Here is a 15,414-nt window from a genome sequence, read left to right on the forward strand (position 1 = left end):
CGCTGCGCGGCCGTGGTTCCTGCCCGCGAAATGAGGATGTCTACCGTGAATGTCGCCGGCCGCCGCGCCGTCGCCGCTGTCATGGCATCGCTGTTGCTGCCCGGCATCGCTGCTGCGTCCGGCTGTGCGAGTCCACTGCAGGTGGCATGGCGTTCCGATCGGCCGCCGCTGTCATACAACGCGCAGGGCGACCTTGCGGGGTTGGCTGCGGATTACCTGCCGCTGCTGGGCCCGCAGGCGGTGCAGCATGCGCGGCCGTTGCCCGCAGCGGTGCTCACCGATGACCCGCTGCCGGCTGGCACCCAGGTGCTGCTGGGCTGGCCGCGCGCACAGCTGCCGACCGGCTGGGTGGCCAGCAGCCCCTACCTGGAAGTGCCACAGGTGATCGTGCGGCGCGAGGGTGCAGCGCCAGTGCTGGGGTTGGAGGGACTGCGTGGCCGCAGCGTGGCCAGCCCGGACCGGCTGCCGCTGGACGCATTGCTGGCCGAACAGGCCCCGGGTGCGCAGCTGCTGGCACCGGCGCCGCTGGACCACGCGCTGTCACTGCTGCGCGCCGGGCTGGTCGATGCCGTGGTGGCCAATCTCGCCGAAGTCGAAGCCGCGCTTCGCGCCGTGCCGGGTGACCCTCTGGTGATCGCAGCACCCGCTGGCTTCGGCGATGCACTGGTGCTGGCCGCTGTACCGGCCTGTGCCGCGGTGGTCGCTGCCTTCGACCGGGAGCTGCAGCGGGAGGGCGATGCGCGTCGGGCATCGGTTCGCAGTGCCTGGCTGCCGGAACTGCCACGTGCGCGTCCCGCCGGTTCGGCACTGCGCTGGCTGGTGCCGGTGTCGCTGATCCTGCTCGCGCTCATACTGCTGCATGCCTTCGGCTACTGGCGCGTGCATCGCGAGAGCGTGCGTCGCCGGGTGCTGGAGCAGCGCTTGCATGAAGTCACCGCGAACCTGCCGGCGGTGGTCTACCAGGCGCGCCGTTCGGCAACCGGCCACTACAGCCTGGCGCAGATCGCCGGCGACGTGCAGGCGCTGTTCGGCGTAGCCGTGGAGACTGAGCGGATCGACCATCTGCAGCTGCTGGCGGCCGTGCATGCCGGTGACCGCAGCCGGGTGATGGCGAGCATCGAAGCGGCCGCGCTCGTGCGCGGTCCGATCGACGTCACCTTCCGCACCCGGTCGGCACAGGGCTGGCGCTGGGTCCGATCACAGGGACGACCGTTGCCGTGCGATGACAGCAGCGTGGAGTGGAGCGGCTACTGGATGGACGTCAGCGAAGCCCAGGCGCGTGCAACGGCGTTGGCCGAGGCGCGCCGCGCGGCCGAGCAGGCGGCACTGGCCAAGGGCCATTTCCTGGCGACCATGAGCCACGAGATCCGCACGCCGATGAGCACCCTGCTGGGCATGCTGGAGCGGCTGGCTGGCACGGACCTGGATGCGGGCCAGCGGCAGGTGCTGACCACCGTCGGTGACGCTGCGCAGATGCTGCGGCAGATCCTCGACGATGTGCTGCACAGCCAGCGCCTGCAACCGGCGCCCCTGCAGCTGCGTCCGACCGATCTGGCGGCGCTGGTGGGCGCGGTGCAGCAGCTGTTGATGCCCGTCGCGGCCAGCCGCGGGCTGCACCTGTGCAGCGAGATCGACCCGACGTTGCAGCCCTGGTCGCTGGCTGACGGGCTGCGCCTGCGGCAGGTCCTGTTCAACCTGGCCGGCAATGCGCTCAAGTTCACCCTGCAGGGAAGCGTGGTGTTGCAGGTCCGCGTGCTGCAGCAGCGCGACGGCGGCCAGCGACTGCGCCTGCAGGTGACCGATACGGGCGTGGGCATCAGCGTGGAGCGGCAACAGGCGGTGTTTGCCGCCTACGAGCAGGCCGAGGCGTCGACCACGCGCCGTTTCGGCGGCAGTGGCCTGGGGCTGTCGATCTGCCGCGAGCTGGCGACGTCGATGGGCGGGCGTCTGCACCTGCGCAGCGTGCCCGGCAAGGGCACCACCGTGTGGCTGGAGCTGGACCTGGCGGCCTGTGCGGCCCCCGCTGCGTGCCCGGCGACGGCACGGCCCGCGCAACGACCGTTGCCGCCGGCGCGGGTGCTGGTGGCCGAGGATCATCCGACCAACCTGCAGTTGCTGGCACAACGTCTGTGCGAGCTGGGACTGCAGGTGCACGCCTGCAGCGACGGCCTGCAGGCATGGGAGGCCTGGCAGGCGCAACCGTTCGACCTGGTCATCACCGACTGCCACATGCCGCACATGGATGGCTTCGCGCTGGCCCGGGCGATCCGGAGCGACGCCTGCGCCACCCGTGCGCGGGTCCCGATCATTGCGCTGACTGCCAGCGTGCTGGAGCGCACCCGTGAGGCCTGCCGTGATGCGGGCATCGACCATTTCCTGGCCAAGCCGCTGGAGGTGCACGAACTGCGCGCGCTGTTGGAAGTGCTGCTGTTGCCGGACTCAGTGTGCCAGTAGGCGGACGATGCTGGCAGCGGCGTCGCGGCCTTCGGCCACCGCGGTTACCACGAGATCGGCACCACGCACCGCGTCGCCACCGGCGAACAGGCGTGGATGCGCGGTCTGGAACGGCAGGCGGTCCTTGCCACCGGCGAGGATGCGGCCATTGGGCTGGCCTTCCACCCCCAGTTCCGCCAGCCACGCCGGCACGCTCGGCGAGAAGCCGAAGGCGATGATCACCACGTCTGCTTCCAGCAGCGACTCACTGCCTTCGATCGGCACCGCGTTCTGGCGGCCATTGGCATCGGGCTCGCCCAGCCGGGTCTCGACCACGGTCACGCCGATCACCTCGTCGTCGGCGCCGGCTTCGATCGACAGCGGCTGCCGGTTGAACAGGAAGCGCACCCCTTCCTCGCGTGCATTGGCGACTTCGCGCGCGCTGCCGGGCATGTTGGCTTCGTCGCGGCGATAGGCGCAGGTGACCTTGGCCGCGCCCAGCCGCACCGCACTGCGCACGCAGTCCATGCCGGTATCGCCACCGCCCAGAACCACCACGCGCTTGCCGTTGAGGTCGGGCAGGGCGATGGTGTCTTCCCAGCCGGCGATCGGCCGGCCCTTCGGATCATCGCCGCCGACGATGCGGCTGTTCTGCACCAGGAACGGCAGCGCCGGCAGCACGCCCTTCAGGTCCTGGCCGACCAGGCCACCATCGGTATAGCGGTAGGCGCCGGTGCCGATGAACACCGCATCGTGGCTGTCCAGCAACTGCTGCACGCTGACATCACGGCCGATCTCCACGCCGAGGCGGAACTGCACGCCCATGCCTTCCAGTACTTCACGGCGGCGATGGATCACGTCCTTGTCCAGCTTGAAGCTGGGAATGCCGAACTGCAGCAGGCCACCGATCTGCTCGTAGCGGTCGTAGACCACGGCGGCAATGCCGGCGCGTGCCAGGCGGTCGGCACAGGCCAGCCCGGCCGGGCCGGCACCAATCACCGCCACACTGTGGCCGGTCGGCTGCACCGCGCCCAGGTCCGGGCGCCAGCCACTGGCCAGTGCGGTATCGACGATGTACTTCTCCACCGCGCCGATGGTGACCGCGCCGAATTCCTCCAGCGTGCAGCTGCCTTCGCACAGCCGATCCTGCGGGCAGACCCGGCCGCACACTTCCGGCAGCGGATTGGTGCTGTGGCACAGCGTGGCGGCCTCGTGGATGCGGTTCTCCTGTACCAGCTGCAGCCACTGCGGAATGGCGTTGTGCACCGGGCACTTCCAGCTGCAGTACGGGTTGCCGCAGTCCAGGCAGCGGCCCGCCTGGTACTGGGCGTCTTCCTTGCCGAACTTGCCGTACAGCTCGCCCCAGTCGCCGGACGTGCGCAGTTCCACCGGGATGCGCTGCGGCATGGTGCGGGGCAGGTCGAGGAACTGGAAGGCGTGCTTGCGGCTCATGGCGGACTCTGTGGTGTTTTCCGGATGCCGGCCAGCGGCCGGCACTACGTGATCCTGGGATGCCGGCCAGCGGCCGGCACTACGTGATCCTGGGATGCCGGCCAGCGGCCGGCACTACGTGATCCTGGGTTGCCGGCCAGCGGCCGGCACTACCGTTATGCGGCGCGTCGCAGGGTTTCGGTCAGCGACTCGATGCTGGCGGCCTTGGGTTTGACCAGCCAGAACTTGCCGATGTAGTCGCGGAACTCGTCCAGGATCTGCTGTGCCCAGATGCTGCCGGTCAGCTCGCGGTGGCGGCCGATCAGGCGGTGCAGGTGCTGGCGGTAGTTCTCGAAGCCTTCGGCGGAGACGCGATGGATGTCGATCAGCTCGTGGTTGTAGCGGTCGACGAAATCGCGGTCCACGTCCAGCACGTAAGCCAGGCCACCGGTGAAGCCGGCGCCGAAGTTCAGCCCGACCTTGCCCAGCACCAGCACCACGCCATCGGTCATGTACTCGCAGCAGTGGTCACCGGCACCTTCCACCACTGCCAGCGCGCCCGAATTGCGCACCGCGAAACGCTCGCCGGCGCGGCCCGCGGCGAACAGCTCGCCACCGGTAGCGCCATACAGGCAGGTATTGCCGATGATGGCGGTGCTGCGTGCCTCGAAGCGGGCGCCACGCGGCGGACGCACCACCAGCCGGCCGCCGGCCATGCCCTTGCCGACGTAGTCGTTGGCCTCGCCTTCCACTTCCAGGTGCAGGCCGCCGACGTTGAAGGCGCCGAAGCTCTGCCCGGCACTGCCGCGGAAGCGCAGTTCCAGCGGTGCTTCGGCCATGCCCTGGTTGCCGTGCGCGCGCGCCACCGCGCCGGCCAGGCGGGTGCCGATGCTGCGGTCCGTGTTGTGGATCAGGAAGCGATGCTCGCCACCGCGCTTGTGCTCGATGGCCGGGGCCAGCAGGCCATCCATCTGCGTGGCCAGGCTGTCCGGCGATTCGTACAGGCGCTGCGCGGCGCAGTGGCTGCCTTCGTAGCGGCTGTCGGCCAGCAGCCGCGACAGGTCCACGCGCACGCCGTCGCGCGGCGCGGCGTCGATCTGGCGCAGCAGGTCGGTACGGCCCACGATTTCTTCCAGCGAACGCGCGCCCAGGTACGACAGCCAGCCACGCACTTCCTCGGCCAGCAGGCGGAAGAAGTTCTCCACGCGCTCGGGCTGGCCGGTGAAGTGGTTCTCGCGCAGGCGCTCGTCCTGGGTGGCCACGCCGGTGGCGCAGTTGTTGAGGTGGCAGATGCGCAGGTATTTGCAGCCCAGCACGATCATCGGCGCGGTGCCGAAACCGAAGCTGTCCGCACCCAGCAATGCGGCCTTGACCACGTCCAAGCCGGTCTTCAGGCCGCCATCGGTCTGCAGCAGGGTGCGCCCGCGCAGGTCGTTGGCCAGCAGCGCCTGGTGCGCTTCGGCCACGCCCAGTTCCCACGGCACACCTGCGTAGCGGATCGAGCTGACCGGCGAGGCACCGGTGCCGCCGTCATGGCCGGAGATGGTGATCAGGTCCGCACCGGCCTTGACCACGCCTGCGGCAATCGTGCCGACGCCGGCATGGCTGACCAGCTTCACCGACACCAGCGCGGTCGGGTTGACCTGCTTGAGGTCGTAGATCAGCTGCGCGAGGTCCTCGATCGAATAGATGTCGTGGTGCGGCGGCGGCGAAATCAGGCCGATGCCCGGGCGCGCATAGCGCAGGCGTGCGATCAGCTCGTTGACCTTGTGCCCCGGCAGCTGGCCGCCCTCGCCGGGCTTGGCGCCCTGCGCGACCTTGATCTGCAGCACTTCGGCATTGACCAGGTATTCGGCGGTGACGCCGAAGCGGCCCGAGGCCACCTGCTTGATCTTGCTGCGCTTGGCGGTGCCATAGCGTGCGGGATCTTCTCCGCCTTCGCCGGAATTGCTGCGGCCACCTAGGCGGTTCATCGCAATCGCCAGCGCCTCGTGCGCTTCCGGCGACAGCGCACCCAGGCTGATCGCTGCGGTATCGAAGCGCGGGAACAGTTCGCTGGCCGGAGCCACTTCATCGAGCGGCGCGGGCGTGGCGGCCGGCACCAGATCCAGCAGGTCGCGCAGCGCCGACGGCGGACGCGCATGCACCGCATCGCAGTACTGCTGCCAGGCACGCGGATCGCCGCTGCGCGCCGCGCGCTGCAGGGTGGTGACCACGTCCGGGTTGTACATGTGGTACTCGCCGCCGTGCACGTACTTCAGCAGGCCGCCGACATCCACGTCCTGCTGCGCGTCCCACGCCTGCGAGCACAGCTCGCGCGCGTCGGCATCCAGGCGCGCGAAACCGGCGCCGCCGATGCGCGAGGCGGTGTCCGGGAAGCACATGTCCACAACCTCGCGTTCCAGGCCGATGATCTCGAACAGCTGCGCGCCGCGATAGCTGGCCACCGTACAGATGCCCATCTTCGAGATGATCTTCGACAGGCCCTTGTAGATGCCCTTGCGGTAGCGGCGGCCGATCTGCGACTGCTCGCCGCCCTTGCTGAGCTTGAGGATGCCGCGTCGGCCCAGGTCGAACAGGGTCTGGTAGGCCAGGTACGGATATACCGCGGTGGCACCGAAGCCGAGCAGGCAGGCCATGTGGTGCGGGTCGCGCGCGGTGCCGGTTTCGACGATCAGATTGACGTCGCAGCGCAGCCCCAGCCGCGAGAGGTGGTGGTGGATGGCGCTGGTGGCGAGCAGGGCATGCACCATCGGCCGACCGGCCACCGGGTAGCGGTCGGACAGCAGCAGCATCACCATGCCCTCGCGCGCGGCCTGCTCGGCCTCGGCACAGATGCGCTCGATGCCGGCACGCAGGCCCTCGTCTTCGCTGTAGGACAGATCAAGCAGGCGGTTGGCCTGCACGTACTGGTCCATCTTCAGCAGCTGGCGCAGCTTGCGCTGGCTCAGCACCGGCGAGTTGAGGATGACGTGGTTCACCGTCTCCGGGCCGGCATGGAAGATGTTGGTCTCCTTGCCGAGCTGGGTGGACAGGGACATCGCGCAGTCTTCGCGCAGCGGATCGATCGGCGGGTTGGTGACCTGCGCAAAGGCCTGGCGGAAATAGTCGTACAGCGGACGGCTGCGCTGGCTCAGCACCGCCATCGGTGTGTCGTCGCCCATCGAGCCGGTGGCTTCCTGCTCGGTCTCGGCCAGTGGCCGCAGCACCTGTTCCACTTCCTCGCTGCTGAGCTGGTAGAGCTTGTGATAGCTGCGCAGGGTGGCTTCGTCGAACGGCTCTTCCACCAGCGACGGGTCGATCAGTTCGGTCTGCAGGTAGGTCACGCCCTGCTGCAGCCACTGCTTGTACGGCGCGCGACCGCGGTTGATGCGGTCCACCGCGTCCGAATCGAGCAGGTCGCCGCGCTTGAGGTCGATGGCCACCATTTCGCCGGGGCCGAGCTTGCCCTTGCGCACCACGCGCTCGGTCGGCACTTCCCACACGCCGGCTTCGGAGGCGACCAGGAAGTGGCGGTCGGCGGTGAGCATCCAGCGCGCCGGGCGCAGGCCGTTGCGGTCCAGCGTGCACACCGCGTAGCGGCTGTCGCAGGCGACGATGCCGGCCGGGCCGTCCCACGGCTCGCTGTTGAGGCCGTGGAATTCGTAGAAGGCTGCCAGGTCGGGGTCCTTGAACTCCAGCGACTGGGTGGCCGGCGGCACCAGGATGCGCAGCGCCTGGATCAGCTCCATGCCACCGGCAACCATCAGCTCCAGCATGTTGTCCAGGCTCTGCGAATCCGAACCGTGCATGGAGATCACCGGATCGAATTCGGCGATGTCGAAGCGTGGCGTCTTCCACACCTTGCTGCGCGCCTGCGCCCAGCGACGGTTGCCTTCGATGGTGTTGATCTCGCCGTTGTGGGCGAGCATCCGGAACGGGTGCGCCAGCGGCCAGCGCGGCAGCGTGTTGGTGGAGAAGCGCTGGTGGAACACGATCGCGCTGGAGGCCAGTTCGCGGCGTTGCAGGTCGGGGAAGAAGCGGCTGAGCTTGTCCGGCAGCACCATGCCCTTGTAGCTGATCGCATCCGGGGTGAGGGTGGTGACGTAGAAGTCGGCATGGTCGCGCAGCTGCTGTTCGCTGCGGCGACGGGCCAGGAACAGCGCCAGCGCGAAGCCGGCATCATCCTGGCCGACGCCGGCATCGACGAACACCTGCTCGATGCGTGGCAGGGTGTCGCGCGCCAGCTGGCCGCAGACGCTGTCGTCGGTGGGTACCTCGCGCCAGCCGGCGACCTTGCAGCCGACCGCTTCGACCTGCGCCTGCAGCTGCGTGCGGCAGGCGTGTGCAGCCTCGGCATCGTGCGGCAGGAACACCAGGCCGGCAGCGAAGCGTGCGGCGACGGCGATGCCGGCTTCACTGGCCAGCAGTTTCAGGAACGCATCGGGGCGGCGCAGCAGCAGGCCGCAGCCATCGCCGGTCAGGCCATCAGCGGCGACGCCGCCACGGTGGGTCATGCGCGAAAGCGCGGCGATGGCGGTATCAACCAACAGGCGCGAAGGTTGATCGTCGAGCTGGGCGACCATGCCAAATCCACAGGCATCGCGCTCGGAGCGCGGGTCGTAAAGCCCTTGGCGGTTGCGGGGGGCCATCTCTACCTCGATGCGTATAGGGTTGGCGGCGACACTCGTCCCCGCTCATTCCCTGGAGCGCATCGTGAGGCCACCGGATGCCTCGACTAGATCACAGGTTGCTGCAGCGCCGCAATACACGGTTGCAGGTGCAACAGAACGCGCCGGCATCCCGTGCCGGCGCGCGGTCGGGCTCAGCCGCAGCGCACGCCGCTGACCAGGCCCTTGTCGTCCACTTCGATGTTCAGGCGGTCGCCGAGGAACTCCATGGTGGCGACGTCATTGGGCTTCATGACGCGCAGCTGGTGGGCACCGGCATCTTCCTGCGCCTGCTTGCCCAGCGCGTCGGCGTAGGCCTGGCCGACCAGGCTCTGCACCTGGCTGGCATCGCAGGTGCCGACCGGCGGTGCCTCGGTGGCCTTGCCGGTTTCGTCGGCCGGTGCCTTGGCGGCTTCGGCCGCCTGCTGGGCATGGGCAGTGGCCGAATCCTGTTCATCCAGCGCCGGAGCCTGGCAGGCGGTCAGGGCCAGCACGGCCGGCAGCAGCAGGGCGGAGAGCGAACGGGCGCGAATCGGGAACGACATCATGACTCCGGAAGGGATTGTGAAAGCCCGAGCATAGCGGCGAACCGACCCTCACGTGTTTGTCTTCTGTTATCGACAGGTTCGCGGCATCGCGACGGCGACACTGCGGTCATGCCAACCTCCTCTACCCCCGAACGACAGGCCGCGCGCGCGGCCGGCCTGCGCTATGTCGATGACACCCAGCCAGGCATCAGCCGGCGTCGCGCCGGCAAGGGCTTCAGTTACCGCGATGCCGATGGCCACGCGGTTCGCGATGCCGCCACCCTGCAGCGCATCCGTGCGCTGGCGATTCCACCTGCGTATACCGCCGTGTGGATCTGCGCCCACGCCAATGGCCACCTGCAGGCCACCGGCCGCGATGCGCGTGGACGCAAGCAGTATCGCTACCATGCCGATTGGGCGAAGGAGCGCGATGCCGGCAAGTTCGACCGCATCATCGCCTTTGGCGAGGCATTGCCCACGCTGCGGCGGCGGCTGTCGCGCGATCTGAAGCAGCCCGGCTTCCCGCGCGACAAGGTGCTTGCGGTGGTGGTGGCCCTGCTGGCCGACACCCTGATGCGGGTGGGCAACAAAAGCTATGCACAGGAAAACAAATCCTACGGGCTGACAACGCTGCGCAACCGCCACCTGGACCTGCTGCGCGGTGGTCGCGTGCGCATGCGCTTCCGGGGCAAATCCGGGCAGTTGCACGAGGTGGTGGTGGGCGATCGGCGGCTGGGCACGCTGGTGCGCGGCATCCAGCAGCTGCCCGGGCAGGCGCTGTTCCAGTACCGCGACGACGAAGGCGCGCTGCAGCCGGTGGATTCCGGCGCGGTGAACGACTACCTGCGCGAGGTGATGGGCGAAGACTTCACCGCCAAGGACTTCCGCACCTGGGGCGGCACGCTGGCGGCGGTACAGGCATTGGCCGCCACCGAACTGCCGGAACCGGCCAGCCAGCGCGCGCTGGCCAAGGCGCAGCGCGAAGTGGTCTGCCAAGTGGCGGCACGGCTGGGCAACACGCCGGCCGTGTGCCGCAAGGCCTACATCGACCCGTGCGTGTTTGCCGGCTGGGAGCGCGGTGAGCTGGCCTCGCTGGCCGGCCTGCGCGGCCCGCGGCAGTGGGAGCAGGCCACCCTGAAAGTGCTGCGCCGGGCGCGGCGGCTCAGTCGCAGTCGTCAGCCGCAGTAGATCGCAACGATGTTGTTGGTCCGGCCCTTCTCGATGATCAGGCGGTCGCCGCCTTCGCTGGCCGGCGGCACCCTCGGGCCGTCGTGGCGCAGGACCCGCACGTGCAGGCTGTCGCTGTCCACGCGTGCGCGGGCCACAGTGGCGTCCGAGGCGGCCAGGCCCACCGCGCCGCGCACCCTGTCGCTATGGCACTGGCCGGAAATCACACCGTCGATCGGCTGCACCTGGGCCATCGGTGTGCTGCTGCAGGCGGCAAGGGCAAAGCAGGCGGCGGCGGTGGCGATGGCATGTTTCATGGAGGCACTCCTGGTGTGATTGCGTGCAGGGTGCGACGTCAGACGTGGTGGCGGAATGAATGCCGTGCACATCGTGGACACGGCGCGCTCACCGCCGCCAACAGCGTGGGTGGAGACACTGCAGGAGCGGCATGGGCCGCCCCCCGGTAGTGCCGGCCGCTGGCCGGCAGCCCCTTTCCCTCCCGAGGAGACCTGCATGGCCACCACCAGCAAGACCCCCGCCCGCCGTAAGGCATCGCCGAAAGTGCGCAAAGGCAGCACCCCGACCAAGACGGTCGCCGACCCTGATCGCCCGCGCGTGGTGAAGACCGCAACCCGCAAGGCAGCCGCCAGTGATCCACGGGCGGCACGCGTCGCTGCACGGCAGCGGCGCCTGCAGGACCAGGAGAAGGCCAAGGACGCCCGCGCGGCCAAGAAGGCAACGAAGAAGACCGCCACCCAGGCCGGCGCACGCCGGCAGCCGGAGGCGATGCCGGCACAGCAGCTGGCCAAGCCCGGGCACGAGCACGAACTGGAGCTGGCGCCCCGTTTCCTTGCGCCCGACTACAAGGGCAGCGGCAAGCTGCAGGGCATGCGTGCGATCGTCACCGGTGGCGACTCAGGCATTGGCCGTGCGGTGGCAGTGTTGTTCGCGCGCGAAGGTGCGGATGTGGCGGTACTGCACCTGGACGAGGCCGAAGACGCGGACATCACCCGCCAGCACGTGGAACGCGAAGGCGGCCGCTGCGTGGTGATCGCCGGCGATGTGCGCGATCCGCGTTTCTGCAACAAGGCCGTCAAGCAGGTGGCCAAGGCGTTCGGCGGCATCGACATCCTGGTCAACAACGCCGCGTTCCAACTGCACTGCGAGCGCCTGGAAGATCTGGAGGATGCGCACCTGCAGGAAACCCTGCAGACCAACATCGGCGGTTACATCCAGATGGCGCGTGCGGTACTGCCGCATCTGGGCGAAGGCGCCAGCATCATCAACACCGGCTCGGAAACGGGGATCTTCGGCAGCAAGGCGCTGATCGACTACTCGGCCACCAAGGGCGCGATCCATGCGTTCACCAAGGCGCTGGCCAGCCAGCTGCTGCCGCGCGGCATCCGCGTGAACTGCGTGGCGCCGGGGCCGGTATGGACGCCGCTGAACCCCGCCGACAAGCAGGCCGAAGACGTGGCGGAGTTTGGCAAGGACAGCGACATGGGCCGGCCTGCACAGCCTGAAGAGCTGTCACCGGCGTATGTGTTCCTGGCCTCTCCGGCCTGTGCCAGTTACATCAGTGGGGTGATCCTGCCGGTGATGGGCGGGCCACGGGGCTGAGTGATGGCGTGATCTGCCTGAATGCGGCGTGGCGGCGAAGGTGTGCGGTGCGTCAAAAAGCCCCAGCAGGTGGCTGGGGTAGGCTGACTCCGTACTGATCACGTCCAAGGAACGACCATGCCCGAGATGGATATCGATGCGGCGGCCAACGAAGTCGTCGCCCTGCTGCGACAGAACGACGCGCGCGCTGCAGCCGCCCGCCTGAACGCCCTGCACGACGGGCAGAGCGCCGTGGTGCAGGAAGCGCTGGATCGCTACGTGTCGGTGCGCGCCGCCACCGAGCTTGAGACATTGCGGCGCAGCGGAGGTGTTGCCGCAGCTGATGCGACGACGGTGAACCCGATGCTGGACCGTCTGAGCAACGCGGAGCGTCCACCACGGATGCCCGACGCGGCTGAGACCGCAGGCCTGAGCCAGGCCCAGCATTACGACGTTTATGGCAGCATCGTGGCCCAGCGCGGCAACACCGCGGCGAATGACGCGATGGCGACGCAGGACCGCGTGGTGCTGGGGCTGCGCGACGAGAACCGCACCACCGAGGCACGTGGGCGTGGCGTTTACGACGACCGCATCGTAGTGCTGTGGAAGGATGCGCAGGGCCAAGGCCATGTGCGCGAGTTCAACCAGGCCACGACCGAGCCGACCGCCCAGTACGACGGTCATGCCAAGACCACGCCGCGCAGCCCGGGGTTCGGCAATGTGGCGCCACGCACCAAGACCGAGGGTGAGGATGTCAACGGCGACCGGGTCAAGGACCTCGGACGCCTGGGCGAAGGCACTACGGAGATGCGCGCGACTACTCATCCACGCAATGGCCATCCCGATGAGTTCGCGCTGCGTCCTTCGCAGGATGCAATCACGGCGGGCACCGGACGGGTGGAGCGCGACAGCAATGGCGACGGCTGGTTCGATGCGCGCGATACCCAGGGCGTGCAGGACCTCAACGACACCTTCAAGATCCATCGCGGCAGCCGGTCCAACACCGATTCGGCCGGCTGCCAGACCATCGGCGGCGGCGAGTACGACGACTTCGTGTCGACGGTGCGCGGCACGCCTGGGCAGAACCGCTGGCAGTACGTGCTGACCTCGGTTGCACCCGGCCAGGCGCGCGAGCTGGGGCAGGATGTGCCGCTCGCGGCCAACGACGATCCCCGTCAGCCGCAGCATCGCGACCATGCCCTGCAGCAGCAGATCAGCACCCGCCTGCACGCCCTGGGTGGACGCTACGCCGAGCATGCCGACGACTACAGTCTGGTGATGCTGCGCGAAGCGAAGGCCGCGGGCATCACCCGGGTCGACCAGATCGTGGCCAGCAATCCCAGTGCTGGACGTGCGGCGGGCGAAACACTGTTCCTGGTGCAGGGCAGTCCGGGCTATCCTGCGGCGCTGCGCGCAGGGGTCAATGCGGCCGAGGTGCGCGAGACCGCAGTGGAATCCAGCCTGCGCCAGCTGCAGCAGCAATCGCGCGAACAGGCTGCACCTGTGCCCGCGCCGGCACAGCAGCAGGAAGCGCCGGCGATGGGAGGGCGTTGAGTGATGATCCGATCACACCTGAGTCTGACCGTTTCATTGATGCTGCTGCTGGCCTGCAGCGCCTGCGCGCCCGCTGGAGAGCGCGTCGCACCGGTAGCGCCTGCCGCCAGCTCACCGGCGAAACCGGAGGCCTTGCCTTTGCAGACCCTGCCCGCTGATCGCGGATTGCCCGCACTGCCGGAAGCCTCTGGCAGCGCCCACCCCGGCGGCCGCTGCGAAGCACTGCCGGAACCGGCCAGGCAGGTGCTGGCGCAGTTGAAGTGCAAGGTGGAGGGCGCCAGCAAGGTGCAGGTGCTTTCCATTCCAGCGCAGGGTGGCCAGCAGGACTTCATGGTTACCGACAGCAGCGGGCCGCGTTTCCGCTACTGGATGCGGTCGTTCTCCGGCAGTGGCGGTACCACCGGGTATCTGGTGCAGCTGCAGGACTGCCCGGCAACCACCACGGGCATGCGCGCCTACATCGCAGAGGGAGCCGCACCGCTGCAGGATGTCACCGCATCCATCCTGGCGCAGGCCGGGTTGCCCGATGCGGCGACCATGACGGCCTACGAGGACAAGGGCGCGGGCGATCTGTTCGCCTTCATCGGCGTGCTGGACAAAGTGCCCGTGCTGCGTTGGGTGGCCGAAGCCGACCCCGAACAGCCACTGACCGCCGATGCACGCAGCTTCGACCATGGCAATGCCATGCACGGCGGTTTCCTGCGCTGGAACCAGGATCACTTTGAAGTGTCCAGGACCGTGCCGGCCGGGTTATGGCCCTGCGATGACAGCCCGCTATTGCCGTGCCAGGGCGACCCGTTCGTGACCGGGCGTTGAGGCATCGCGCGCATAGAAATCGGCAATGCGTGGAATGAACTGCTGTGGATTGGCACCGACAAGATTGGTCAGTACCACCACCGCCACGCCGCGCTCGGGATAGACCACGAAGGCCGAGCGCGCACCGCCGATACCGGCCACCTGAAGGTCGGGCGATGCGTGCAACACCGGCCAGCCACCCGCCCACGGGCCGGCACGGCCATCCGCCAGGCGCTCTACGCTCCACATCCGCCGCAGGGCCGTCTCCGGCAGCAGGCGGCCTTCGGTCAGCGCGACCAGCCAGCGCGCGGTGTCGTCGGCGGTGGTGAGGATGCCGCCACCCGCCCACAGCGAAGGCGGTATGTCGTAGAACCAATGCGACAGGCGGGACGGCGCATCTACATCGTCGGTGGCACGCGGGGCCAGGCTGTACATCGTCGCAGCATCCGGAATCAGGTCGTAGCTGTCGCCGAAGGTGGTGCGGGCCATCCGCGCGCTGCTGAACTGGCCGGTGGCGAGGAAACGTTCGTAGGGCATGCCGGATTGCTGCGCGATGATCCGTGCCAGCAATACGTAGTTGGTCTGGTTGTAGGCGAAGCGCTGCCCAGGCGCCGCTTCCAGCGGTCGAGCTGTCACCGCCGCCCATGCCTGTGCTTCGGAACCTCCGCCCAGCAGCCCGTTCGCATCAAGGATGTCCGGAAGGCCGGAGGTATGCGCCAGCAGCTGGTGTACGCGTACGTCTCTCCACGCTGGCGGAAGATCACCCAGATATCGCGAGGCCGGCGCGTCCAGATCCAGCTGCCCTTGCTGAGCCAGCTGCGCGGCAGCCACGCCGGTAAACGCCTTGGTGGCCGAATTGAGCGGGAAGCGGGTGTCCCGCGAGGCAAGCACGCCGTTCTCGACGTTGGCCAGGCCGTAGGCTTCGGAGAGCACGATCTGCCCGTCCTTGACCACCGCGACCTGCAGCCCGGGGATGCGCTGCTCCAGCATGATCTGGCGGATCAGGCGGCGGGTCTGGTCGTTGGCCTGGTCCTGGCTGGCAGAGACGGCGGCGAAGGGCAGGGCACTGATGAGCATGAGCACGACTCGGAGCGTTGGGCGGAACATGCGGAATTCCAGCGGGCGTTGCGAATCGGATGCAGACAGCGCGTCGAAGGTTTAAGCGCTCGGTGCCCTACCGTTCGTCGGCCCGTGACTTCCGGGGGGTTGACTACAGCTGTCGTCAAGCTGACAGTGGCGACACGTGTAGTCAAGGGAGT

The 15,414-nt window shown here is 68.6% G+C and carries 10 protein-coding genes; 5 read left to right on the top strand and 5 right to left on the bottom strand.

The window, feature by feature from the left end; translation table 11 throughout:
- Positions 1-45 precede the first annotated feature (45 nt).
- Complete coding sequence (locus tag ACEPA4_RS00295; RefSeq protein WP_065185526.1) at positions 46-2,454, top strand: ATP-binding protein; 2,409 nt, start codon at positions 46-48, stop codon at positions 2,452-2,454.
- Here ACEPA4_RS00295 and ACEPA4_RS00300 read toward each other — a convergent pair.
- The 3 genes from ACEPA4_RS00300 to ACEPA4_RS00310 all read right to left on the bottom strand — a co-directional run bounded on the left by ACEPA4_RS00300 (position 2,440) and on the right by ACEPA4_RS00310 (position 9,058).
- Entirely contained in the window at positions 2,440-3,885 is a 1,446-nt protein-coding gene (locus tag ACEPA4_RS00300; protein ID WP_235649674.1) for an FAD-dependent oxidoreductase, read from the bottom strand. The genes ACEPA4_RS00295 and ACEPA4_RS00300 overlap by 15 nt on opposite strands.
- Before the next feature lie 155 nt (positions 3,886-4,040).
- The gene (gltB, locus tag ACEPA4_RS00305; RefSeq protein ID WP_235646186.1) at positions 4,041-8,495 is read right to left on the bottom strand and encodes a glutamate synthase large subunit; all 4,455 of its coding nucleotides are present in this window, start codon (positions 8,493-8,495) and stop codon (positions 4,041-4,043) included.
- A gap of 173 nt (positions 8,496-8,668) precedes the next feature.
- Positions 8,669-9,058: an I78 family peptidase inhibitor gene (locus ACEPA4_RS00310; protein ID WP_032954733.1), complete on the bottom strand. Its 390-nt coding sequence runs from the start codon at positions 9,056-9,058 to the stop codon at positions 8,669-8,671.
- Between the two features lie 111 nt (positions 9,059-9,169).
- On the opposite strand from ACEPA4_RS00310, the gene ACEPA4_RS00315 reads away from it, so the two are divergent.
- Entirely contained in the window at positions 9,170-10,228 is a 1,059-nt protein-coding gene (locus tag ACEPA4_RS00315) for a DNA topoisomerase IB (RefSeq protein WP_164093485.1), read from the top strand.
- Here ACEPA4_RS00315 and ACEPA4_RS00320 read toward each other — a convergent pair.
- Complete coding sequence (locus tag ACEPA4_RS00320) at positions 10,216-10,524, bottom strand: hypothetical protein (RefSeq protein WP_139726565.1); 309 nt, start codon at positions 10,522-10,524, stop codon at positions 10,216-10,218. The genes ACEPA4_RS00315 and ACEPA4_RS00320 overlap by 13 nt on opposite strands.
- Positions 10,525-10,720: 196 nt before the next feature.
- On the opposite strand from ACEPA4_RS00320, the gene ACEPA4_RS00325 reads away from it, so the two are divergent.
- From ACEPA4_RS00325 to ACEPA4_RS00335, 3 genes are all read left to right on the top strand, one after another.
- Complete coding sequence (locus tag ACEPA4_RS00325) at positions 10,721-11,827, top strand: SDR family oxidoreductase (protein ID WP_139726566.1); 1,107 nt, start codon at positions 10,721-10,723, stop codon at positions 11,825-11,827.
- 117 nt (positions 11,828-11,944) lie between these two features.
- Complete coding sequence (locus ACEPA4_RS00330; protein ID WP_139726567.1) at positions 11,945-13,360, top strand: XVIPCD domain-containing protein; 1,416 nt, start codon at positions 11,945-11,947, stop codon at positions 13,358-13,360.
- Positions 13,361-13,363: 3 nt separating this feature from the next.
- Positions 13,364-14,176, top strand: a complete 813-nt coding sequence (locus tag ACEPA4_RS00335; RefSeq protein ID WP_139726568.1) for a hypothetical protein — start codon at positions 13,364-13,366, stop codon at positions 14,174-14,176.
- Here ACEPA4_RS00335 and ACEPA4_RS00340 read toward each other — a convergent pair.
- Positions 14,135-15,232 (bottom strand): serine hydrolase, encoded by a 1,098-nt coding sequence (locus ACEPA4_RS00340; RefSeq protein WP_005421041.1) that lies wholly within the window; start codon positions 15,230-15,232, stop codon positions 14,135-14,137. The genes ACEPA4_RS00335 and ACEPA4_RS00340 overlap by 42 nt on opposite strands.
- Positions 15,233-15,414: the final 182 nt, after the last annotated feature.

Source organism: Stenotrophomonas sp. P2112, assembly GCF_041897515.1.
GTDB lineage: Bacteria > Pseudomonadota > Gammaproteobacteria > Xanthomonadales > Xanthomonadaceae > Stenotrophomonas > Stenotrophomonas sepilia.

Coding starts and splice junctions, on each gene's coding strand:
- ACEPA4_RS00340 (WP_005421041.1), bottom strand. CDS start 15,232: ATGCTCATCAGTGCCCTGCCCTTCGCCGCCGTCTCTGCCAGCCAGGAC.
- ACEPA4_RS00315 (WP_164093485.1), top strand. CDS start 9,170: ATGCCAACCTCCTCTACCCCCGAACGACAGGCCGCGCGCGCGGCCGGC.
- ACEPA4_RS00320 (WP_139726565.1), bottom strand. CDS start 10,524: ATGAAACATGCCATCGCCACCGCCGCCGCCTGCTTTGCCCTTGCCGCC.
- ACEPA4_RS00330 (WP_139726567.1), top strand. CDS start 11,945: ATGCCCGAGATGGATATCGATGCGGCGGCCAACGAAGTCGTCGCCCTG.
- ACEPA4_RS00310 (WP_032954733.1), bottom strand. CDS start 9,058: ATGTCGTTCCCGATTCGCGCCCGTTCGCTCTCCGCCCTGCTGCTGCCG.
- gltB (WP_235646186.1), bottom strand. CDS start 8,495: ATGGCCCCCCGCAACCGCCAAGGGCTTTACGACCCGCGCTCCGAGCGC.
- ACEPA4_RS00300 (WP_235649674.1), bottom strand. CDS start 3,885: ATGAGCCGCAAGCACGCCTTCCAGTTCCTCGACCTGCCCCGCACCATG.
- ACEPA4_RS00335 (WP_139726568.1), top strand. CDS start 13,364: ATGATCCGATCACACCTGAGTCTGACCGTTTCATTGATGCTGCTGCTG.
- ACEPA4_RS00325 (WP_139726566.1), top strand. CDS start 10,721: ATGGCCACCACCAGCAAGACCCCCGCCCGCCGTAAGGCATCGCCGAAA.